Consider the following 24,759-nt stretch of genomic DNA (forward strand, 5'->3'; position numbering starts at 1 on the left):
GTTAACTTTTAATTTATTAACTTTTGACTTGCCGATTAGCTCTTTGGGCTAATCGGCATTGTGCTATTTCTAGCAGTAAGTTTTAAGCACTTAGTTTGAAGTTAAGTCAAATTAGCTGATTTTAAAAATTCACCAAAGGAGACGAATAATGAAAAACCTTAAAAAGTTGTTTCAAATTCTAATTTTATCGACCATGAGCCTTGGGGTCATAAAAGCAAGTGAACATTCCAACAAAGAAGAACTATTAAAACAAGAAGAAAAGTATCAGTCGATTTATCGAGCATACTTCGAAGATCGAGATCATGCATACAAAGCAATGTTTCGTTTTGATGCCTTATCAGTAAACTATGAACAAGGTTACTTTATTGTCAACCTTGACGATAAAGCCCATCAAGAACTATTGCAAATGGGTTTTAACCTTAAACAAGAAAATGAATGGTTTCATCAGAATATCACTTCAAAATTTCTGAACAACGACTCTCAGCTACAAGCAGTATCTGGTTACCCTTGTTATCAAACCGTTGAAGAAACGTTTACTGAAGCAGCACAGATTGCAAATAATAATCCCGACTTAGCTCAATGGGTAGATATCGGAAATTCTTGGGAAAAAAGTGCAGGTCTTGGTGGCCACGACCTCATGGTACTGAAATTAACGAATAGTGCCATTGGTGGTGATAAACCAAAATTATTTATTAATAGCGCTATCCATGCACGTGAGTATGCTACAGCTCCTTTAGTGTTGCAGTTCGCTAAAGATTTGATTAATGGTTATGGTGTCGATGCCGATAGCACTTGGGTACTTGATCATCACGAGGTTCATTTATTACTGCAATCTAACCCAGATGGCAGAAAAAAAGCTGAAGCTGGCGTATTGTGGCGTAAAAATACCAATCAAAATTATTGCGGCTCAACAAGTGGAAATAGAGGAGCAGATCTTAATCGTAACTTTAGTTATACTTGGAATTCTACCAGTAATGGTTCTAGCGGTAACCAATGTAGTGCTACTTATCGTGGACCGAATGCTGCTTCTGAGCCAGAAACTGCAGCCATGGAAAGCTATGTAAGAAGTCTTTGGCCTGATCGACGTGGCTCTTCAAAATCTTCTCCTGCACCAGCAGATACCAGTGGTATACATTTAGATATACATAGCTATGGAAATTTGATTATTTATCCGTATGGTCAAAATAGTGTACCTGCTCCTAATGAGGCTCAACTAAGGAGGCTTGCACGCAAGTTGGCATTTGGTAATGGTTACGATCCGATACGAGGAACTCAACTTTATGAAACTGATGGCACAACCGATGCAATTTCATACGGCGAGCTTGGCGTAGCGGCATTAACTATTGAGGTGGGAACCCAATTTTTCCAAAGCTGTAATTATTTCAATAATACAATAATCCCCGATGTAATGCCGAGTTTATTATATGCCGCTAGAGTGGCAAGGTATCCTTACATAACACCACTTGGCCCTGATGTTCTATCACTAACTTTAAGTGACAATGCGTCTATGCCTCAAGGTGTACAAGCAGGCACTACCGTGTCTTTGAATTTAGCCCTTAACGATAACCAATACAGTAGCCGAAGAGGCACAGAGCCAAGTCAACATATTCGCTCTGGTGAATACTATATTGATATTCCGCCTTGGCAAAGTGGGGCAAGTGCCGAGGTACTTTCTGTTAGTGATGGCACTTTTAATTCTACTACAGAAAATATGATTGCTTATATTAATACGTCGGGTATGTCTCAAGGCCAGCACATACTGTATATTAGAGGTCAAGATGCAGATAATAACTGGGGAGAAGTTCGCGCTATATTTCTCTATATAAATAGCAGCAATGGCAATTTACCACCGACAGCATCATTTAGTGAAAATTGTACTGATTCAAGCTGTGATTTTGATGCGAGTGCCAGTAGTGATCCAGATGGTTCAATTGTGAGCTACAGTTGGAACTTTGGCGATGGTTCAAGTGATAGTGGCGTGAATCCTTCTCATAGTTATGGCAGCGATGGTTCATATACCGTTTCACTCACGGTTATGGACAATGAAGACGCAACAAAAACCACATCACATATTGTCCGTATTGGCGAGCCTGTTGATGATAAGCTATTGACCGATGGCGATTATCGTACAGTAGCGACTCTGCCTAAAGACGAATGGCTGCGTTATTACTTTGATAATGACGGTAGTTACAGCGAATTTACCGTAACGACGGCGGCAAATAATGGTGATCTAGACTTATATGTTTTATTTAAAGCAGAGCCAAACACAGCAACATATGATTGTAAGGATGACTCTGCAGATAGTAATGAGTCTTGTATCATCAGTAACCTGCAGCAGGGACGATATTATATTGGCGTAAAAGCTTGGTCAGCAACGAATAACCTAACGGTGAACTTACAAGCAGAAGATGTACCCGGCGGTAATACTCCACCAACGGCATCATTTACTTATAATTGCAGTGCTTTAGATTGTCACTTTGACGGCGGTGGCAGTAATGATCCTGATGGGAACATAGCGAGTTACAGTTGGGACTTTGGGGATGGTAGCAGCAGTAACAGCTCCAATCCTTCACATAGTTATAGCACGGCTGGCAGTTATACGGTTACCTTGATAGTTACTGATAGTGACGGTGCGACTGATTCTTCTGCACGTACTATAAGTGTGACAGATGGTAATACTCCACCAACGGCATCTTTTACTGATAATTGCAGTGATTTAGAGTGTAGCTTTGACAGCAGTGGCAGTAGTGATCCTGATGGGAACATAGCGAGTTACAGTTGGGACTTTGGGGATGGTAGCAGCAGTAATAGCTCCAATCCTTCACATAGTTATAACACGGCTGGCAGTTATACGGTTACCTTGACAGTTACTGATAGTGAAGGTGCGACTGATTCTTCTGCACGTACTATCAGTGTTACAAGTGGTGATCCTAGTGGAAATTGCTCTGGCGTGTCACCGTGGAGTAGCTCAGCTAATTACTCTCAGGGTGATAATGTTACTCATAATGGACACTTGTACTTGAAAAACTTTTGGTTCGGGAATTCAGAGCCGGGTACCGGTGGTGGGTTTTCCAAATGGGATGATCTCGGGGCCTGCAATTAACCATTGCTAATATACATCTTATAATCGGATTTCCTCTCATTGGAGGAAATCCGATCTAGGTATATTTGTTTACTAATACTGACTACTTTCCAACTTTTAGACTTTTAGAAGTGATGCTAAATTAGTTTATTATTAATTTGAATATATACCGTTTTTCTAAGCTTATCGTGTATTAATCATTAGCGAATAGTTATGGATGAGCCCCCATAGTAGCGTATATATAATACAGCTAATAAACTTACCGAATTTCATGTTTTTCCACATTTAGCGTTCTTTTGTAGCTTCCAAGTTCGATAATTTAAGGCTATTCATGAGCCTAAATTCAGTAACGCTAATTAATACTCTGTGATAAGATGCCGTAATTTAATGGCTAGTAGTGTGACTAATGGACTTCCTCAGCGGAATAAATAGCTCAAATTTAATATCTTTGAAAGATATTGGTGCTGAATACCAAAATATAATTAAAAAGATAGTTGACCAAATTCCGGTAAACGTTAGAACTGTTGCTGGACTTTCTAAATGGTTAACAATCAGCCACTCAAATTCTCAGAGAATATTATATATATTAACTTGTGCTAGCCCACTTGAAGTTATTTTACATATGCCTTCAATTCAAGGTATTCAATATTTTCTACTCGCTATCAAGTCTAAAAGCCTGACAAATGATCATTCGGATGATTTGAATGTATTAAATCAAAAATTTGGTAATCTATTACTTGAATTGAACACCAGCCATAATCAAATTAAAAAAAATATTCGCCAGTATTTAGAGTTTTCCAATGAGCCAATTGGCAAAGCTCAGTTAGCTTTAAAACAATCCTTGCTTAGTTCTAACAGTCGAATCGCCGATGCATCAATTGAGTCGGTTATTGGTATTAATTGTTCAGTTGTAAATAAGAAAAATCCGGAATTTCTATCCGAAGTCGTTATTGCAAATAGGAATGGTATGAAATTTGGGCCACGGTCTAGTTATTTTATGCAACCTTTTGTTGGCAATGAAAAAAATTACCTGTTAGAAACACCAGAACTACTTACCGACTTGCATGATAATGATTTTGAAAATAGGAGTACTGGTCAGTTCTTATATCAAAAATATACTTCATCGAAGGTTAGCTCTTGTTTTGCAGGCTTGTCCGATTCTGGCAACAAGCTAGTTTATGATTTTAAAAATATTGATTCCGATAATTTAATCGATATTTGTCTTGGACATTTTGACCGAGAGTCTGAACGCAATCCATTACAAACTAATTCAGGACAGATTAATTCAGGACCAACAATTCATGGTATTGAGTGTCGAATGCCAACCAAACGTTTAACATTGATTTCTCTAATGGATAGAGAATTAGCTCTGAATTCTATCGCAATAGCGGGAAATTACATGACCAATTTTAGCGCACAAGAACAGTCCAAAAATCCAGAGGAAGTATGGAGCGATAGGTTCTCAAATGAAATTGTAATTAATATGTTTGATCCTAGCCAAGCTGCTGCCATTGAAAGCGAAATTAATTACCCTGTTCAAGAGTTGATCAATAGTGCAGCTAAATTGAATGGACGTACTCCAGATGAATTAATAGGTTACTATATAACTGTAGAATATCCACTATGGTTTACCACCTACCGTATGTATTTTGAATACAGTAATTCATTAACCACCACTGATTTATAACGGTTTTTACTTTGTGGAAGAGCTTTGATGAATGATAAACAGTTAAAAAAAATCGAAAAAAATGGCCTAAAACTCCAGCGCCTAGTACAAAATATATTAAATCGATTACCGCTCGTTTCAGGCACGATCTCTGAATTTAAAGAGTTCTGTGGCAGTATTACAATGACAAATAGTCGTAGATTAATAGTTTCTGCAAATTCTGACAAAGGCGGAATAGATTTTTTGTTGAATATTAATGGTCCAGAGGGACTAAAAAAAATAGCTCAACAAATTGATATTCAGCTAAAAGACAAAAACATTCAATCCGATTTTGATGAGGCGATAGGCTTACTCAAAGAAACTATATCCGCTAACGCGAAGAGTCATAGTGATTTAAAGCGGAAGCTAACATCATCGCTAAGCGAAAAACCACAATTAGAATTATTAACAGTTAATGAAGAGCAATTTTTTACAAACTCTACCTTATTAGGAGAGTCGCTTGAACAAATAATATCTATACACACAGTCGATTATGATGAAAAAAGCGGTCAAATAAAGTCACTGTGCATTGAATCTCACAGTGATATTGTGCTAGCTAGTGGTGCAAGGCCTTACGCGCAACATTTCTATCGCAATATTGAAACGGCACCTTTGTCAGAGCCAAGCTTTATTTCTAAAAGTGAATGCTATCCCGCTTTTATTAACTCAAAAAAATCATCTGAATTCATAATTCAGGATTATAGTCATGCAAATATTGATCGCTTTTTCTCTGGCGTTAATAGTTTTGAGAATGCCTTTTTATTTTCGTTTAATTCAGAAGCATTACAAAAGTTTAGCTATGTCTGTGGAAGGCATGACAATGACTATGCTAAAATATCAAACAGAAATTTCAACGTATGTTCTTTTGGTACTTCATGTCACTCTCCAACTAAACAACTGGCCATAATAGTTCTGTTGCCTAAAAGTTTAGCCCGAATTTCTCTACCAAATGTTGGCTGTTACCCTGCCAGTTTTGGTCAAAATAATAAAGAGCTTGTAAAGCAGGATTTTATTTTTGAGAAAATTCCTTCGACCTTAACTGTGAATACATTTCAGCCTGGAAACTTTAACTATTCCCAGCATCTAAACTCCAAATACTCTAAAGATATAATTGATTCTGCCATTAGTTTGTCAGGAAAAAATGCCAATGATTACACTGGTTTTATGGTAAATGTTAATTTTCCCTTGTGGTTAGCGACATACCAGATATATTTTGATGTCAAGGGTTAGTCATTGTATTCCAATAAGATCTTGAACTTTAAAATTAAATTTCAAATGCTTTTGCTGAATGCTAGAGTAAGATAATGACTAAATAAAAGCCGTTTTTTTTTAAAACGGTCAAGCTGCTTTATTTTGTGCTTTATATACGCAGCGCCTGCAAGCTCCTTCCTATTTCTGTCAAGGTTAGTTTATTACCTGATATAAATGCATCACTAAAACTCCGCAATGTTTTCATTCTGCCGTATGAAAGAAGATAAGGCGTTTTTGAAATATTTATAGCAAAATAAAGGTTCAGGCATAACAGCTGTTACTTATGTGTGTTGTAGTGACTTACATAAGTTAATAAATTGCTATACCTGTTACCTTTTAAAGATTCGTCAGCCCGAAAGCTTTCTTATCATCGTTTATAATGAATGGTACTTACATTGAAAATTCTAACGTTAAGTAGCCAACTCGTCCCATATTATCGTAACCAGAACCGGAGTTTGCACCAAAAGGAATGCGGGTATTAAAGATATTGTCAACACCAACAGATACACTTAATCCATTTTCAAAATTGTATCCAACAGTTGCATTCGATATAAGATAACTGCCAAAGCCCATAATATTACTTGGATTTGGGTTAACAGCTAAAGATTGTGCAGTATAAATATCTACCGCACTTTTATAACGCGTACTCCAAGAGGCATTCAACTGCTCTTTAACCATAGCAAAATTGAAAACACCGGACCAATCAGGGTGGGTGGTAGTTCCAGTAAGCTCAGTCAAACTGGTAGGATCAGCCTGATTCGTAAAAGCGGTACGGTCAAGTTTATGCTCGGCAATTAAATTGGTATTAAAGGTTGCTCCCATTACATCAAAATTATAGTTTAACTCGATATCTATACCTTCAGCGGTTAATGATGCCGTGTTAATAACACTACTCAGTGCGTTTGTAATGTAATGAGTCGAAGCATCACGGGTTACAATGTCACAAAATGGATTGTTAATGCCGGCTGTAGCATCAACACAGTTATCGACTATCGTTTGATGACCGAAGCTGCCGACTGCGTCATCAATTTCAATGTTCCAGTAATCTACCGTGACAACAAAATTTTCCAAAAACTCTGGTTGGTAGACGAATCCTACCGTTGTACTGGTGGATGTTTCTTGCTTTAAGTCTGGATTACCGCCCTGGTCTAGCCATAACTGTGCATCAGTATCATAGCTAGGGTTAAAGTCAGCTGGTATGCCTAAAGCGGCACAATTGGCAATTCGTGTTTCAGGATTGTCAATAGTCGCTAAGTTATCCGTTGTACATGGATCTGCAATCCATGTTGGATTCTTGTATACTGCATTAAAAAGTTCACCAATATTCGGCGCTCTAACGGCTTCAGATAGTGTCGATCTAAAGCGTAGTTCATCATTAACCGCCCAATTCAAACCAAGCTTCCAAGAGGTTGCACCGCCAATGGTACTGTAATCAGCATAGCGTACTGCAGTCTCGACACTTAAATCTTGAACCAAAAAAACATCTGACACTAGAGGTACGATAACTTCGGCAAACACCTCACTCACATCAAACTCACCAATCGCTAAACTAGGAGCAACACTGAATGTACCTTCATAGCCTTTTGGCTCAGAATCTCTACTCTCTTCTTTACGATATTCAATACCCGCAGCAAAGCCTACGTCACCAGCTGGTAGTTCAAATAACTGACTATTATTAACGCTTGCGCTAAACACGGTTTGAGTTAACACGGTAGTAAAGTATGAAGTTGTCGTTAGATAGTCAAGGTGTGCTTGTGTTGCTTGATTAGGGCCACCCATATAATTAAACGCAATACAACCATCAGCTCGTGCCTCAGCACTAGCACAAACAATTTCTCCGTCCAATTCGATAGCATCTACAGCGAACGCTAAATTGTCATTTATCCTATTTTGAGGGGTAGTGCGATCTACTGTCGTTTCGCCTCGTACTAAAGATACGTCATAACCCCAGTCATCATTTACATATCCTTCAACGCCAACAACAAAACGAGTGGTATCACGATCATTGATTTCTGTACGAAAGCCTAAATCATCATTTTGACGGTTAAACCACGTACCGGTCCAGCCATTATCAACTATCATTGCAGCCATTTCTGGGTGCATATAAGGGTGGTCTACATCATGCCAAAACCCTCCCCATGAAGCATCGATTTCTTTTATACTCTGTGTTGTTGAATACTTAGCGTCAAAATAGACATTGATATCGTCGGTAATATCATAATTGCTTTTAAAACTAAAATTGCTATTATCGAACTCTGAACGAAGATCCAGATAACTACCGAAGTTAATGCCATCACAATCAATACAGTTACGCCAGATGGTATCAGGATTGACTCCTAAATCGAGAAGTCTTGGTGAGCCATCCTCTCTAAACGTGAAAACACCCTGCTGTCCAAGACTTGCATAGCCCCCAACTTGTGCAGGATACCATCCTACACCGCGAGTCAATACATTATCAGGGGTATCTGGATTATTGGTATGATCATGCCAGTTACCCACGGATTCGCTTGACCAAGGGTGATCGCCCTTCTTAACCTGATTTTGACTGGAGTATTCGGCAGCTACTGCAATATTACCTCGGCCATCGTCGAAGTCCATGCCATAGGAAAGTGAAAAACGAGAGGTTTTAGCATCTGATAATTCAGAGGCACTTTGCTTTGCTGAAAAGTCTAAGCCGGTGATATTTTTTTTCAAAATAAAATTAACAACACCGGTTACCGCATCCGCACCATAAATAGCAGAAGCACCACCGGTGATAATTTCAACACGTTCAACCCAAGCAGCAGGAATGGTATTAATATCAACAGTAGCCGAACCCTGTGAGGCCGCAACATGACGCTTGCCATCAACAAGTACAAGGGTACGGTTTTCTCCCATATTTCTTAAATTAAGTCTACTTGTACCTGTTGTGCCATTTGTAAAATTATCACTCGATGCAAATGATGAGCTGTTACTTAATGCCGGCAATCTTCTTAAAGATTCGCCAATGCTAACTGCGCCAGTCTTCAATAAATCTGCGCCTGTCACTACAGTAACAGGTGACGGAGCGATAGCACCTTCTCGAAAAATACGAGAGCCAGTTACTTCTATACGTTCTATTTTTTCTGCTTTATCTTCGCCCTCTTCTGCTGAGAAAGCTGGGGCTGAAATAGCTGCGGCAGTGCCAAACATCATCGCAACGCGAATGGCTTTTGTAATTTTATTATTTTTCTGCATGTTTACTCCGTTATTCACTTAAGTGAATTATTTTTGTTTATGTTTTTGTTTAATTTTATAAATACTCAAAGCTATAACTGCTTCGTTAATCTGTACTCCTATGTTCAACTAAGTGAATTGTTGCTGTTTTATCTCTTTTACAAATACTCAAAGTTATAACTTCATTAATACCTAGCAAGGCCATACGGTGCTGTACGCTTACCATTAATAAGTGTTAGTGTTCTATTAGCACCCAGTTCACAAGACCCTTTAGATAAATTCCTAACCCAAGAAGCGCCAGCACTAGCTTCCCAACTATCTTGTGAGTTCAATAACATTTTAGAAATAACCGTACTCACATGTAGAATGCCCTCAGAATTATACCAAGCAGCAGGTAAAGCTAATGCCATGTCAGTATGTGACATACGTATTCCTGTAGCCTGTATACGTTCTACTGAAGCGTTTTTCTCTTCGCTATCTACTGCTGAAACTGTCACAGCAGTGCCAGCACCAAACATCATCGCAACGCGAATTGCTGTTGTTATTTTATTATTTTTCAGCATGTTTACTCCGTTGTTCACCAAGATGATGTGTTGTTTCGCAGAGACTAAAGGCTGTAAATACCTCGTTAATCTTTATCACTTTCGAATGGAACTGGATTTTAATCAGGGTATTAACGGTAAGCGATAAGCCTTCTTTGCTCAAAACTGCCAGGCTCAATAAAAACTAAACCACACCATAAGCCAGCATAGCATCGGCGACCTTGACGAAACCGGCAATATTAGCGCCTTTAAGATAGTCAACTACCTCACCATTTTTCCCATACTTTAAGCACTGATCATGAATTGATTTCATAATGTCCTGAAGTCGCTGATCAACTTCTTCACTGGTCCAGGAAATACGCATGCTGTTTTGAGTCATTTCCAAACCTGAAATAGCGACTCCTCCGGCATTGGCAGCCTTGGCAGGTGCAAACAGTACCTTATGCTCTTTAAAATAATGTATTGCATCAATCGTCGAAGGCATATTTGCACCTTCGGCAACCAGCATTACGCCATTTTTCACCAAGATCTGAGCATCTTCCAGTTCAAGTTCATTTTGCGTTGCGCAAGGAAATGCCAGATCACATTTAACCTCCCAGGGGCGTTTATTGGCAATAAATGGTACTCCGTATTTTTGGGCATATTCCTCAATACGGCCACGCTTGTTTGTTTTCAGATCTATTACATATTCAAGCTTTTCACTATCAATCCCGTCTTCATCTAAAATGTAACCGCCTGAATCACTCAGAGCGACGACTTTGCCTCCCAGCTCGATGATTTTTTTGGCTGCATATTGGGCAACATTGCCTGAGCCTGAAATAACACAACGTTTACCTTTAATGCTATCACCTATGTGATTCAGCATATGCTGGGTGAAATAGACAGTGCCAAACCCTGTCGCCTCGGTACGGATCAAACTGCCACCAAAGGAAATTCCTTTGCCTGTGAGTACACCGACAAAGTTATCGTTAATGCGTTTATACTGACCAAACATATAACTGATCTCACGGGCGCCTACCCCTATATCTCCGGCGGGAACATCCATATTTTCACCTATATGTTTTGATAACTCTGTCATATAAGCCTGGCAAAAACGCATTATTTCCCGGTTAGATTTACCTTTAGGATTAAAATCGCTACCGCCTTTACCCGCTCCCATGGGCAAGGTCGTCAGGCTATTCTTAAATTGTTGTTCAAAGCCTAAAAATTTAAGAATACTTAAATTGACACTGGGGTGAAATCTGAGTCCGCCTTTATAAGGACCTATCGCATTATTAAATTGCACACGATAACCTCTGTTTACGTGCACGTTTCCTTGATCATCTTCCCAACATACGCGAAAAGTAACGCTACGATCCGGTTCAGTCATACGTTCGAGTATGAGGTTGCTAAAATATTCTTTATGCTCAAACATAAAAGGCACGACACTTTCAGCAACTTCTTTAACGGCCTGATGAAATTCGACCTCACCCGGGTTTCTTTTAATTAACCCAGCCATAAAGCACTGTAAAAATTTTTCCGGCGTAGAGTAATCACCATAGAGATGTTTAGACATTAATTATTTCCTGTGTGTATTTTTATTTGTTGTCAACATGTGTATTTCTTCGACATCGTTTAGTAAATATTTTTGTATAAGGTAAAAGTGTAGATGTCATACATCCCTTTAGACAGGTTTAACTTAAGTCCCATACTCTCAAGTAAATAACACACCGCACCGATTGAACATATGTGCAAATAGTTACATTCTAGTACCCGATACACATGATCTTTCTCTTACAGCATGTGCAAATTCCTGAAGCTCAAAAATTATTTCTTCTGCCATCGAAAAGATTTTTCAGTTAATCCGAAATAACCTATTTGTATTGTTTATTTTTTCTCTTATTTTTAGACACTTATTTTTCGAGGAATATCCTCAGAATCGCCCGAGGTCGAATTAATGATAAGGTGATCTCTAGGTAATATGCAAGCATAAAAATAGTATTTTTGAAAATATGATATGTGGCACGAGTTTAACTCGTATAATTCGCTCACTTCATTTCGTCTTTGTAAGGCTATTCAGCCAATTTTTTTCAGTGTTGAAATGGAATATGAGATTTCCCCAATTTCCTAGACACCTAATTCAGTTATAATGAACTAAAATTAATAGCTGTAAACAACAGCAACTGAAAGCTAACCAGACGAATTAACAATTGGATGTAACAGTTTGGCGCTGACTAAAATGAGCAGTAAAAATTACCCGAGTTAGAGGCTGAGATTACACATCAAAAAGCTGAAACGTGTGGCAATATTCATCATATTTGTTAAAGCATCAGTTTGATGTCGTTGAGCCGAATAAATGTTGGATTACTGATTTCACGTACATTAGTACACACCAAGATTAGTTGTATCTACGGTTGTGTTTGATTTGTTCTCATGGAAAGTTGTTGGCTGGTCGATGAAGAAAGATCCAAGAGTGGATCAATCGTAAGATTTATAAAACAAGAGATGAAGCTAAGGCTGATGTCGTTAATTATATTGTATTATTCTAAAACTCAAAACAAAGTCATGGTGCTAATAATGGTCTATGTCCCCATGACTTTGAAAGAGCGTAGTTTGAGAACTTAAAACTGTCTAGATAACTGAGGACGTATCAGTCTGTTAATTTTTGTCAGACTTGGATATACCCATTTATATTGCAAGTTGAAACCTTAGGAACTTGTCCGAGGCCAGGTAATTATAAATGTAACCCCGGAGCCAGCCGTGTCTTTTATTTCGATCTTTCCTTTTAACTTCTCTTTAACCATATTATGAACAGTAAATAACCCTAAACCTGTTCCTTTCGTGCGACAAGAGGTATAGAAAGGCTCGAAAATCTTCTCTTTGTCTGAATCTGGTATACCACAGCCATTATCTGCATAGATGAACTCAAAATGACTTTTATGTTCCTTCATGCTAATGGTGATCATGCTATCAGAGGTATCAATTAGCCCGTGGATCATTGAGTTTTCAAAGAGGTTGGCAATGATCAGATTAAATACTCCCGCATAGCTCTCCAACACCAGGTCATCACATTCGATATTAATTTCTAACCCTTTATTTTCATCTAAACTATCATGAACTGAAATAGTTTTTATCAGGTAGTCTTTGAAATTGAATCTAGTCAGAGGGTAAGAAATACTGTTTACCGAAATTAATTTAAAATCATTTACCAGCTGTGCTGTTTTTTCTAAACTGTTGGCGATTAAGCGAGTTGAATCATCTACCTGAGTAAAAAACTCTGTTAAATTGAGTTTAGTCAGTTTATTGCCTTGAAGCTTTGTAGATGCGTTATTATTAATGTGCACCAGGAAAGAGTTACTGGTAATGGCAATGCCCACTGGGGTATTTATTTCATGTGCAATACCGACCACTAAAACACCCAACGCCGCTAGTTTTTCAGATTCAACAATTTGTTTTTGAGCCTCTTTCAGTTCAAAAAGGTTCTTTTCAAGTTTCTCTTTGGCTAATCCAAGATCTTTGTTTAGCATCACCAGGTTTGTTTCTGCAACAATACCAGGCTTGATAAAGAACTTAATAATTAATACGTAGCCAATAAGAGAAAATACCAATGTGGCCACAATAAAAATATTAAAAATACGGGTATTGAGCAGAGTTTTATCGAGAATATCATTGGGTGATACTAGATACACTATTTTCCAGGGGGTATTCAGTAACGGCTCTTGGAACAAAATTATATCTGTTGTCTCTGACATCAGATCGCTAAATAAAACAAGCTCCTCTTCTTTTTGGTAAATCATATCTGACCCAGTGATCACATATCCTTTTTGTGAAACCAGTATTGTCTCCCCGCTCAGTACTGCTGATTTTTTGACAAACCGATTTAGAAAAGTTAATTCGATATCAGCACCAATCACGCCATTGTAATTTCCCTTTAAATAGGTCGGAATGGCGGTTGAAACCATCATGCCATTAACAGTACGATCCAGGTAAGGTTCAGTCCAAAACAGCCGCGCCTTGGGGTTAACATCCGGAGGAGCAAATTCATCGTAAACGTCATATGCATGCACCGACCATTTTTCGAAAGTATCATACCCCTGTAAAATATCCCCCATTGATATTTGCGGATAAATGGACGTTAAGGTATTTGTTTTTGTGAAATAATAGCTCAGTATCAAGCTTTTAATATTTTTTTGCGCGGCATATTGAAAGTTCTGCATGCGTAACATCACTAATATTTGTGAGATGTCTTTCCCGGAAAATTTGCTGCCATCGCCATAGCAAAACATTGAATTGTAGATTTGATGAGAGCCGAGGTGCTTACCAACAGGAATTTCATAATATCCTTTTTCTTTATGATTTATAGAGATGTTTTTCAACGTTTTTTCATAGTTTCTGATTTCATCATCGCTCCATTTCTTGTCAATATAGCGATCATATATATTTTTCATCACTAAGATAAAATCAGTGTTTCTGGCTATATCTGCTTCTAAGGTAGAACGACGGTCAGAAAATGCATTTTCAGTATCGTTAAGAATTTTAGCCTTTGAATTGGTATAGATAAAAACGGTGAGTACAACAAGGCCAACAATGAAGACAATAAAGCAGAACAAGAAAATATTTTTTCTTAATTTTGCCAATATCAAATTGCTCTTCACTTGCTCTTCCTCCTTAAAATTGTCGTTGAATTTCTGGGGACTCAATACTTGTATTTTTTCGGCTACCAATAACTAACAGCCAAATTATTATTAGGTGTTGTCTTTGTAGAGTGTAGCTCCTTGTCTTGCATTTACCACCTTGAACAAATCGCAATAAAAATGTTACATACTCCTTATAAATATCGCGCTTGGGTAAGGTTTCTGTCCTATTTTACTTCAGTGAGTGCCTTGCTACAAAATACGTCGATGGCGAATGGGCAGCAATTTGATAGTTCTTACATTGTAAATTTCGATACTTCCAATACATCTGAAGCGACTTCAAGTGGTGGGGTTGGTTCATCCAATGTCGGTTTAAGAGGTTTAGGACCTGCATAAGCGATATTTCAAATAAATACTGAAGCAATTAAAATTAATATTCCTAACTTAAAATTGTTGTAATGTCCCTTTAAATTAACATAGAATACCCTCAGAATAACCCGAGAATATATACATACAAAAATAATTATGTAGTACTATGCAAGCAGTAAAAAGAGTATTTTGTGAAAATATGGTCTGTAGCACTATTTAAAGTGTGTGATTCGTTCACATCATTTTGTCTTTGTAAGGCTAATTGGCTAGTACTTTTGCGTTTTAAGGGGGATATCGTTACTAATACTTTAATTTAAAGCGTTATTTTAGGTAATATTTATGAATTTATTAGCAGTACTAAAAGAAATACATCAGGAAGTTACACCGTTACTTGGGCAGGGAAATGTTGCTAAGTATATTCCTGCGCTGGCGAAAACAGATCCAATGCAATTTGGTATGGCTATTACCCTAAATGATGGGCAGTTTTATGGTGTAGGGTCTTATGAAAAAACGTTTTCGATTCAGAGTATTGCTAAAGTATTTAGCTATACTTTGGCACTTCGTGCCTACCAAAACGATCTATATAAACGAGTTTGGAGAGAGCCTTCTGGTACTGCTTTTAACTCTTTAATACAGCTTGAAAAGGAAGCTGGAATACCTCGTAACCCGTTCATAAACGCTGGGGCCATCGCAGTTTGTGATAGTTTAGTTACTCACTATTCTCCCGATAAAACTGCACTGAATGAAGTTATAACATTTATACATGAGTGTTGCGGCGAGAGAACAATAACTTTTGATCAAGCTGTATCAGAGTCTGAAATGGAACATGGTTTCCGTAATATTGCATTAGCAAATCTAATGAAAAGCTTTGGTAATTTTGAAAATGATGTGCACAGTGTAATAGAGACATACTTCCAGGTCTGCTCTATTGCTATGAGTGCAAAGCAACTTTCACGTTCAATGTTATATCTAGCAAATAACGGTACTGACCCTATTTCAAGAAAGAATTTTATTAGCTCCCCTCAAGCAAAGCGTATTAATTCATTAATGTTAACATGCGGTCATTATGATGCTTCTGGTGATTTTGCTTTTCGTGTCGGCCTACCTGGTAAAAGTGGTGTCGGCGGAGGGATAGTTGCGGTTGTCCCTGGAAAAATGTCTATTGCAGTTTACTCCCCTGCATTGAACAAATATGGTAATTCATTGGTTGGTACTAAAGCATTGGAACTCTTCACGACAAAAACTGGCTTATCTATTTTCTAAATAAGAATTATAATATTTGAAGGTATACTTAAGTGTGATCTTACCGCTATTTTCGGGAACTATTTTATTGAAAAACAGACTAAATTTAATACCTTTGTTAATACTATTAATTACACTGAGTTTCAGTGGAAAAATATCTGCCTTTGAAAACCAGCCCATTAAAATATCACACGCTTATTTTGAGCCCTATATATGGTCTGAAAATGGCATTTCTAAAGGTATATATGTAGATATTCTAAAAGAAGTATTTGAACAAAGGATGGGAATGAGCATTGAATTTGAAAGCTTTCCATGGTTAAGAGCTCAACGTCGGGTACAGAGTGGTAAAAGCGATGGCATGATTACATTATATACGCCCGAACGTGCAGAGTATAGCTCAACAGGAACAGTACCAATATTCATCGAAACAATGGGTTTATTCACCTATGCAAATCACCCTCAATTAGCACAGATGAAAAATATTCAATCCATAGATGATATTAAGGAATTCCAAATACTTACATATTTTGGAGATGGAGTATCAATCGAAAAATTTCCAGGTTTTAATGTAGACTATGGCGCTTCAGATCTAAAAAGTGCATTAAAAAAGTTGTACCTAAAAAGAGGTGATATGTTAATACAATCTAAAGCTGTAACCCTGTATAATATAAAAAAATTAAGGTTAGAGAAATCAATAATTCAAGTGCCTGGAATAGGTTTTGGTGTACTTAAATTCAAGCTATGTATCAGTAAGAAATCCTCCTTTATAGATATTATTCCTGTATTCGATGAGACATTATCCACACTTAGACAAGATGGTACTATACAGAAAATATTTGAAAAATATGGCCTGTAATATTTAGTCTATAAATCTTATAAAGCTAAACTGGCCTCCCCATACTTTGCTAGACACTTAAAAAAGTTACACTGCAAAGATACTAGCCACCTGCTTCGTACTCCATTGTCGCATCTGCTATGTAGTTATTCATTTAAATGTAGAACAACTAAACTTTAATAACATAATTACTTAAGTATGCGTTATATTTTGAGTTTTAAAATAAACTTTATTTATACAAGAAATTAGCAGAATTGACAGATCGATTTATCTATTATCAAAATGAATTAGCCTTACAAAGACGAAATGATCTGAGCGAATCACCCACTTTAAATCGTACCGAATACCATATTTTCACATAATTATGTTCTTACTGCTTGCATACTACCATGTAATCATCTTATCATAAATACAACCAGGTGTTTCTGAGGATATTCTGAAGGCAAATATCATCCCAGAACAAGTGAACTATTAGAACATAAACAATAAATATAAATGCGCCCTTCCTGGTGAGTATTTTAATCTCTACCCCCTTAAGTCACGCTTTCTTATTAAAGCGCGACTTAAGGAAACGTAAGCAAATAAAACTGAGGAATAAACATGAATAATGATGCAAAACACGAAGAGGAATGTGAGCTGGTATCAAAAAAAAATGACTTGAAGTCAAAGCAAGCTGATAAACAGTTAATTATTTTAAAAAGAGAATGTTCAGATGAGTTATCATCTGAAAATCAATCTAAATGCTTTGTTCTAGGCTATAACTAGCCGAGTATTAATTAACAATAAAACAGATCAACAAATAAAGATAAATCAATCATTCAAAAATTTATTGAATTTGCAATGACATTAAACTAGACCGTGATTTTTACAAACCAGAATTAGAGGATTGTGGGTAAAGAAAGTCGAGTTTCAATATATTTTGACGACAACACCCAGCCGTCGATATCAAAACCTTTGTATTGCAACCGATTTAGTAGCTAAGTGCAAAGATGGCTCTAAAGATATATTGGTACTTTAAGTATCGATTTGAAAGGGACGACTTCCTAATTTGTTATGTGATTTCTAAACACCTTGATTATTGTTGGCGGATAAACCCACCAACAATAACGTTGAAGCTAACATAAAAATATAAAACCACCTTGAAACAATGAATTATAATAAGGTGATTTTATATGCTTAATACTTAAACTGTCTGACCAGTGAAGACATATTTACAGCTAATGTTGCTAACTCATTAGAAGCTTGCGAGGTTTGCAGCGCTGCACTTGCGGTATTCTCGGTATAATCAGAAATATCAATAATATTTTGATGAGCGCCACTAACACTATTTCCTTGCAGTTGAGAGGCCTCGGCATTTTCCGTATTTTTAGTACTTACACTTTTAACTAAACCTTCAACTATTTTTAAACTCGTAGCTGTTTGTTTGACAAGTTCAACGCCTTTATTTGCTTCTACTGAAGCTTGGTTCATAGCGTTAACTGATTGCATAGACGATTTTTTAAGTCCTTCAATCTTACGTTGTATCTCAATGGTTGATTCCTGTGTTTTTGCCGCGAGAGTTCGCACTTCATCCGCGACAACTGAAAATCCACGTCCGGACTCTCCTGCCCTTGCGGCTTCAATTGCAGCATTTAGTGCTAATAAATTAGTTTGGTCCGCAATGCTATCAATGACACTTAAAATACCAGTTATTTCCTCCACTTGAGAATTTAATTGATGTAATTCTTTTGAGGCAACCGCCACTGAATCAACGAGGTCGTGGATTGCTAATTGCGCACTTTGCGACAATGTAGAGCCTTTAGCTGATTCTGTATTCGCTTCAGTTGTCATGTTAGCTGTTTGATGAGAGTTTTCGGCTATTGAATTGATACTGGTATTCAGTTCATACATTACTGCCGTAGTCAGTTCAGTTTTACCTTTTTGCATCGCTATTATTGAATTAGTCTCTTTTGTTACCGCTGATAACTCTTCAGATGAAGAGGCTAATTGTCCCGCGTGTAAGTCAATTTCAATAATCAGACTCCTGATTTTTCTAACAAATTGATTAAAAGCTTTACCTACTTCACCTATTTCGTCTTTTCGACGCGCTAAGTCTAACTCAACGGTTAAGTCGCCATCACCTTCTGAAATCTCAGAAATACGATTGACCAATATATTTAAAGGATTAACAATAATATTAGCGATAATTAAGCCGGTAGTAATGCTAATGGCACCAATAATAAGCAGTGACATTAAACTATAAAAATAGAGTTCATCCGAAAGTTGCACGGCGTCATAAAAGGCTTCTTCAATATCAATTTCGGCCATCAAGCTCCAAGTTAAATCGCCATATTGTAGTGGCGTATATGCTGATAAGACCTTCACATTTCTATAATCTGGGTATTGAGAAAAACCTTTATTACCTTTAAGCGCTTCTGTGACTCCTGGCGTTTCTACAAACTGAAGTCCTAATGCTGAATTGTACGCTTTTATTTTTTCTACATTAGGCTGAGTTCCTGAATCAACTAAAGCTTTATAATAATTTTGACTATCTTCAATTAAAAATCGACTTTCACTACGTAACTTATAGTCTGGTCCAACTAAGTAAGTTTCTCCAGATAAACCCAAGCCTACATCTGACCATCTTTCATTATTGGTCATTATTTTATTAATACCGTCAATCGGCATTTGAAAAACTAAAATAGCATCAACTTGACCTGATTGGTTTTGTATAGGAGAGGCGATAAATGAAGCGGCTTGATCATAGGAAGGAAAGTAACTTTCAAAATCAACCAGTACAGAGTCTTCATCATTAAGTGATTTGGCTTTATTGAATACCCTTGCAAGTCCCGAGTTGGCGTAAGGCCCGGTAATTAATGACGTTGCGTAATCCAACTCTTTATATACTGAGTAAATAACATGGCCACTATCAACATCAACAATAAAAATATCATAGTAACCAAAGCGATTAAGGTAATCCCTAAACATCGGGTGATATTGTTCATGAATTTGGTCGTAAGCACTATTTCCGGCACGATTAAGTTGATCTTTATTGCCTAAAGGGAATTTGTTGCTAGCAATATATTTATCTTGATATTGAATAGCTAAAGGATCAAGTTGAGATAACTTGTTGAGCGCTGAAAATTGTTCTTGTGGATTTTTGTTGCTATAAGCTTGGCTAAATTGACTTTGATAATAGCGAGAAACTCGGCTCTTGCCATTGCTGGCTTGTGATTGAGGCAGTTGAGAGAGTTGAGAGTTATAGAATGTATTTTTATAACTGGTCGCCGCATTAACCACCGAAGGGTTTTTAGATAGCGAAATAACTTGGGATTGAATGGTGTTTAAATATGAACTAATTTGATCTTTTTTTAACTCTCGAAGTGAGATAAGTTGTTCTTTTGATTTTTTTTCCAGTGCTTTAAAAGATGACTGGTTTGCCTGCAAGGTTATTATCACAGCAATAATAAAGGCAGGAACAATAGCAAGAAATATTGCTTGGGCAAGTAATTGGTGCTTAATTTTCATTGGTGTATCCATTCAAAGATAATGTCTATAACATTATTTTCTAATGATAAATTTACATTTATCATTAGATTACGTCTATTTATTAAAAGTCAAAATTATTGCTATAAGACAGAGAAACTAAGGTATCTTTAAGTGCATCATTACCTGTTAGTGTACTCACCATTAAAGTAAAATTACTCTTACTTAAACTAATATTATAATCGCTATAGTTAGCATCACTTGGCAGGCTATAGTAACCAGCGTGAAGATCTAGAGATACGTGGTATGGTAAAGTAAAACCATAACTTGCTTCGTAATACTGGCTATCGCCAAATTCACCATCGGTATCATTATCAACAAGCGTAGAGGCAGCTAATGTCAGGGCTTGATAATTTGCTCGTAAATAGATCTCACTAAACGCTAAGTTATCTTCTCCTTGATAGCCGTAATAGATATAGCCTATATCCCAATTGATATCAGCAATATTGGTTTGATATCCACTATAAAAATCATATTCAAAATTAGTATCATCGTTAAAATCCACTGTGGCCGCCCATGTACCAAGATAAAATCCAGATTCATGACTGTAATCAGCTCCTGCTGAAACACTAAATTTATCGTCAGATTGACTAACACCGCGCCAAATATAGTTACTGGTTATACCTACATTTGCAGAAAATGAATCTTCAGCAATTATTTCAGCACTAAAGAATGTAGAGGTGAGCAGAGTAGTAGTGAATAAAGCAGGAACAAAAATCATATTGTTCATAGACGTTTTTTTACCTTTTTTTTAATTATTAATAGTAAGTTGTTAAATCGTTGTGGATTTCAAAATAAGACGAGTATTGACTATACGACGAATTAAACCACCTGCTTGTTGATGCAAATATTATTGTCACAATAGTTTTAAGCCTGAATAATGTCTGGGTTATTTGAATAATAAATAGCACTGTTTAAAACTGTTAAGCATTACCATTTAGCCATGATAAATTCACTTCACCCAGCATATATACAGAACAACAGGTGTAATAATGAATTTAAAACAAAGAATTACATCAGTACAGAACATTATTCATCTTACTTATTTATAAAGAGTTTGTAAATAACTGTAAATAAATGTAGTCAGTTTTCGTACACTTATATTTACGACAAATATCGAGCATTTTAAGTCACAGCCAGAATCAGAATATTGATGATAATGTAGCGCTAACTTGTACTTTTCGATCCTAGATGACGATTTTTATTGCTCAATCCACTGTTATTTCTTAGTATGTTATCGACAACAATAAACAAGGAATAATAAAAATGAATAAAAGTGAATTGGTAGCAAAAATTTCTGAAGGCGCAGATATCACAAAAGCAGCTGCTGGCCGTGCGTTAGATAGTTTGATTGAATCAGTAACCGTTGAATTAGCTAGTGGTGGTGATGTTGCATTAGTTGGTTTTGGAACTTACAAAGTAAATGACCGTGCCGCTCGTACAGGTCGTAATCCTCAAACTGGTGCAGAAATCCAAATTGCTGCGGCTAAAGTTCCTGCCTTTAAAGCGGGTAAAGCATTAAAAGACGCTGTTAACGGTTAGTCATTTAAGGTCACAAACGCCCATTAATTATGGGTGAGTAATTGTGACCGATATTATTATTAGGCGAGGGGCTAAACTATTCTGCTACTCGCCTTTTTCACAACGTCACCTTTAATTAAAAAGTAATCTAAAAATATAAACGTAATACGGTTTCAGCCACACAAGCTAAACGTTTACTGTTTTCAACTTCAATACTTACCTCGTTAACAACTTCGATACTACGCTTCATAGGCACTAAATTAACTAATTTAATACTAGCTCTAACACGTGTACCCGCTTTAACGGGATATGGAAAACGTACTTGATTCAAACCAAAATTAATAACCATCTTGGCTTCAGGATAGGGGTTATTATCCAAAGCAACTGAATTAGTTAATTTAGGAATTAATGATAAGGTTAAAAATCCGTGGGCAATTGTCGATTTGAAAGGCGACTCTTTCGCTGCACGTATTGGATCTGTGTGTATCCACTGTTTATCACCCGTAACCTCTGCAAATTGATCAATGCACTCTTGCTCCACCGAGTGCCATTCACCAACAAAGGTTACTGTATCTACTTTTTCAAGTAGATTGTTATAGGTCTTTTCTGCTTGGGGTACTTGTATTAATACCTCTTCGGACTTGCTTTCCTCTGCATCAACAGGGCTAAATTGAGAGAACCACGGGTTATTAAGCGTATTTCTAAAAGGCATTGTAATTTTGTTATTGAACAAATCTGACAAATTCTTAAATTTAGGCTCTAATTTGGCAATAAACTGATCATTTTGGTGTTGTAAATTTCTTCTTTTTTCTCTAATGAATGCAATAACTTTCATATAGTAACCTTATCAATATATTGATATATAAATTTATTATCTGTGTGTGATTTAAAGGAACTATACACTACGCCATCCGTAAATTATTAATGTAAGTCCATTTTGTAAATACCTACTCTTGCTTGGAACATTTCAACCACTACAAGTGGTCAATAATAGTAAAGCTTAAGTAGGACAATAAGCTTTACTTAAATCTATAACCAAGCTATTTGAAGATACAAGATTCAGCAACTTCAGTGGCTTGGCTATATTAATCTTCTACGCGAACAGCCCAAACATCATGTTCATCGGCATGAATTATTTGTACCCAAATTAAATCGCCCGGCTTGGCATCAAAATCATCACTTAAATACACTTTGCCATCAACTTCTGGTGCATCCATATAAGAGCGGCCGACAATACCAAGATCATCAATCTCATCAACTAGAATTAAGTACTCTTGACCAATACGTGCTTGCAATTTATCAGCGCTAATTTTAGCTTGTACTGTCATAAAACGCTGTAGCCTGTCTTCCATAACTTCGGGAGATACATGATCAGGTAAGTCATTAGCAGTAGCACCTTCAACTGGCGAGTATTTAAAGCAGCCAACACGGTCTAGTTGTGCTTGCTCAAGAAATTCTAATAACTCTTCAAACTCTGCTTCTGTTTCACCCGGAAAACCAACAATGAAAGTTGATCGAATAACCAACTCAGGGCAAACTTCTCGCCACTTGGCAATGCGTTCTAATACTCGGTCTGAGCTTCCAGGACGTTTCATCAGCTTAAGAATACGTTTATTTGCATGCTGAAAAGGAATATCTAAATACGGTAGTATTTTTCCTTCTGCCATCAAAGGAATAACTTTATCGACACTTGGGTAAGGATATACGTAATGTAAACGTATCCAAATGCCTTCTTTAGCTAATTGCTCACATAAAGCTAACATGCTGGTTTTTACTGGCATGCCATCCCAAAAATCTGTTTTGTTTTTTACATCTACGCCATAGGCTGAAGTATCTTGAGATATTACCAATAATTCTTTCACGCCCGCATTTTTTAAACGCTTAGCTTCACCCAATACATCACCTACCGGTCGCGAGTTTAAGTCGCCACGCATTGATGGAATTATGCAGAAAGTACAACGGTGATCACAACCTTCAGATATTTTTAAGTAGGCGTAATGCTTAGGCGTAAGTTTAACGCCCTGCTCTGGCACCAAATCAATAAAAGGATTATGTTTTGGCTTCTGCACATGTTCATGCACTTGCTTTAAAACTTCATCATAAGCATGAGGGCCAGTAACACCTAATACGTTAGGGTGTAATTCAATAATTTCATCTTTCTTAACACCTAAACAGCCAGTAACCAACACTTTACCATTTGCAGCGAGTGCTTCACCTATGGTATCTAAAGATTCTTGCACTGCCGAATCAATAAACCCACAAGTATTTACAATCACTAATTCTGCATCATCATAACTATTCGTTACATCATACCCCTCAGTACGAAGCTGAGTAAGGATGCGCTCACTATCGACTAAGTTTTTTGGACAGCCGAGACTTACGAAGCCAACTTTAGCGCCTTTTGCTGTACCTGTATCGACAACTTCTTGATGTTGCTCTGCAATAATTTTAGCTGGAATGTCTAACGTGGTTGTTTGGCTTTCAGCAGAATTACTGCTTTTCTTTGGTGCTTGTGGATCAAATTGTTCTACGGTCATGTGCTCTCTACTTATTCTAAATTTTGTAACAGGTGCTTTTTCTAGTTTTGAATCAAGAGAATAGCAGCGTCATAAATGGTGATTTAATTGCTTTTAAGTGCAAAGTCAGGGGCTTTGCTAAGGCAGTTGTGTATGCGCGAGATTATACAGGAGATTACCAATAGGAGGAAATGGATTTACTCTCGAACGTCATTAGTCCTAATAGAAAATAACGAAGGTGTTCATCTTGTTGCCTCATTTATTAAAAACCATATTTTTTCAGCACTTGAGGTTAATTAGCAAAATCAATCAACTTTGGCACATAGATTGATTGTTATTTAATAGAGTTAATTTTACTGTGAA

General features: G+C 37.0%; 16 protein-coding genes. 8 read left to right on the top strand and 8 right to left on the bottom strand.

What is annotated here, in order from left to right:
* Positions 1 to 148 precede the first annotated feature (148 nt).
* The 3 genes from GAB14E_RS25485 (at position 149) to GAB14E_RS15580 (ending at position 6,017) form a co-directional block, all read left to right on the top strand.
* On the top strand, positions 149 to 3,103 hold the full coding sequence (locus tag GAB14E_RS25485) for a PKD domain-containing protein (RefSeq protein WP_052093547.1): 2,955 nt from the start codon (positions 149 to 151) through the stop codon (positions 3,101 to 3,103).
* A gap of 385 nt (positions 3,104 to 3,488) precedes the next feature.
* A complete protein-coding gene (locus tag GAB14E_RS15585) occupies positions 3,489 to 4,769 on the top strand; it encodes a hypothetical protein (protein WP_033081557.1) in 1,281 nt (426 codons plus the stop codon).
* A gap of 27 nt (positions 4,770 to 4,796) precedes the next feature.
* Positions 4,797 to 6,017 (top strand): hypothetical protein, encoded by a 1,221-nt coding sequence (locus GAB14E_RS15580; protein ID WP_033081558.1) that lies wholly within the window; start codon positions 4,797 to 4,799, stop codon positions 6,015 to 6,017.
* Between the two features lie 411 nt (positions 6,018 to 6,428).
* On the opposite strand, the gene GAB14E_RS15575 is transcribed toward GAB14E_RS15580, so the two are convergent.
* The 4 genes from GAB14E_RS15575 to GAB14E_RS23975 form a co-directional block, all read right to left on the bottom strand.
* Complete coding sequence (locus GAB14E_RS15575; RefSeq protein WP_033081559.1) at positions 6,429 to 9,254, bottom strand: TonB-dependent receptor plug domain-containing protein; 2,826 nt, start codon at positions 9,252 to 9,254, stop codon at positions 6,429 to 6,431.
* Positions 9,255 to 9,418: 164 nt separating this feature from the next.
* Complete coding sequence (locus GAB14E_RS15570; RefSeq protein WP_033081560.1) at positions 9,419 to 9,796, bottom strand: hypothetical protein; 378 nt, start codon at positions 9,794 to 9,796, stop codon at positions 9,419 to 9,421.
* A gap of 163 nt (positions 9,797 to 9,959) precedes the next feature.
* Positions 9,960 to 11,330 carry an NADP-specific glutamate dehydrogenase gene (gene gdhA, locus GAB14E_RS15565; RefSeq protein ID WP_052093548.1) on the bottom strand — a complete coding sequence of 457 codons (1,371 nt, stop codon included), beginning with the start codon at positions 11,328 to 11,330 and terminating at the stop codon, positions 9,960 to 9,962.
* Between the two features lie 1,132 nt (positions 11,331 to 12,462).
* A complete protein-coding gene (locus tag GAB14E_RS23975) occupies positions 12,463 to 14,409 on the bottom strand; it encodes a sensor histidine kinase (RefSeq protein WP_156115685.1) in 1,947 nt (648 codons plus the stop codon).
* Positions 14,410 to 14,568: 159 nt separating this feature from the next.
* Between GAB14E_RS23975 and GAB14E_RS24765 the strand changes: the two genes are divergently transcribed.
* The 4 genes from GAB14E_RS24765 to GAB14E_RS24770 all read left to right on the top strand — a co-directional run bounded on the left by GAB14E_RS24765 (position 14,569) and on the right by GAB14E_RS24770 (position 17,599).
* Positions 14,569 to 14,784 carry a hypothetical protein gene (locus tag GAB14E_RS24765; protein ID WP_156115686.1) on the top strand — a complete coding sequence of 72 codons (216 nt, stop codon included), beginning with the start codon at positions 14,569 to 14,571 and terminating at the stop codon, positions 14,782 to 14,784.
* Positions 14,785 to 15,096: 312 nt separating this feature from the next.
* Positions 15,097 to 16,020, top strand: a complete 924-nt coding sequence (locus GAB14E_RS15560) for a glutaminase (RefSeq protein WP_033081561.1) — start codon at positions 15,097 to 15,099, stop codon at positions 16,018 to 16,020.
* A gap of 67 nt (positions 16,021 to 16,087) precedes the next feature.
* Positions 16,088 to 16,855 (top strand): substrate-binding periplasmic protein, encoded by a 768-nt coding sequence (locus GAB14E_RS15555; protein ID WP_197061167.1) that lies wholly within the window; start codon positions 16,088 to 16,090, stop codon positions 16,853 to 16,855.
* 579 nt (positions 16,856 to 17,434) lie between these two features.
* Complete coding sequence (locus GAB14E_RS24770) at positions 17,435 to 17,599, top strand: hypothetical protein (RefSeq protein WP_156115687.1); 165 nt, start codon at positions 17,435 to 17,437, stop codon at positions 17,597 to 17,599.
* A 411-nt stretch (positions 17,600 to 18,010) separates the two neighbouring features.
* On the opposite strand, the gene GAB14E_RS15550 is transcribed toward GAB14E_RS24770, so the two are convergent.
* Positions 18,011 to 20,341: a methyl-accepting chemotaxis protein gene (locus GAB14E_RS15550; RefSeq protein ID WP_033081563.1), complete on the bottom strand. Its 2,331-nt coding sequence runs from the start codon at positions 20,339 to 20,341 to the stop codon at positions 18,011 to 18,013.
* Positions 20,342 to 20,423: 82 nt separating this feature from the next.
* Complete coding sequence (locus GAB14E_RS15545; protein ID WP_033081564.1) at positions 20,424 to 21,089, bottom strand: TorF family putative porin; 666 nt, start codon at positions 21,087 to 21,089, stop codon at positions 20,424 to 20,426.
* 536 nt (positions 21,090 to 21,625) lie between these two features.
* Here GAB14E_RS15545 and GAB14E_RS15540 point away from each other — a divergent pair.
* Entirely contained in the window at positions 21,626 to 21,901 is a 276-nt protein-coding gene (locus tag GAB14E_RS15540) for an HU family DNA-binding protein (protein ID WP_033081565.1), read from the top strand.
* Between the two features lie 127 nt (positions 21,902 to 22,028).
* Here the strand turns inward: GAB14E_RS15540 and GAB14E_RS15535 are convergent, their stop codons facing one another.
* Together GAB14E_RS15535 and rimO are read right to left on the bottom strand one after the other, a co-directional pair.
* Positions 22,029 to 22,715 (bottom strand): MaoC family dehydratase, encoded by a 687-nt coding sequence (locus GAB14E_RS15535; protein ID WP_033081566.1) that lies wholly within the window; start codon positions 22,713 to 22,715, stop codon positions 22,029 to 22,031.
* Between the two features lie 250 nt (positions 22,716 to 22,965).
* Positions 22,966 to 24,417, bottom strand: a complete 1,452-nt coding sequence (gene rimO, locus GAB14E_RS15530; protein ID WP_033081567.1) for a 30S ribosomal protein S12 methylthiotransferase RimO — start codon at positions 24,415 to 24,417, stop codon at positions 22,966 to 22,968.
* Positions 24,418 to 24,759: the final 342 nt, after the last annotated feature.

The organism is Colwellia psychrerythraea, from assembly GCF_000764185.1.
GTDB classification, from domain to species: domain Bacteria; phylum Pseudomonadota; class Gammaproteobacteria; order Enterobacterales; family Alteromonadaceae; genus Colwellia; species Colwellia psychrerythraea_B.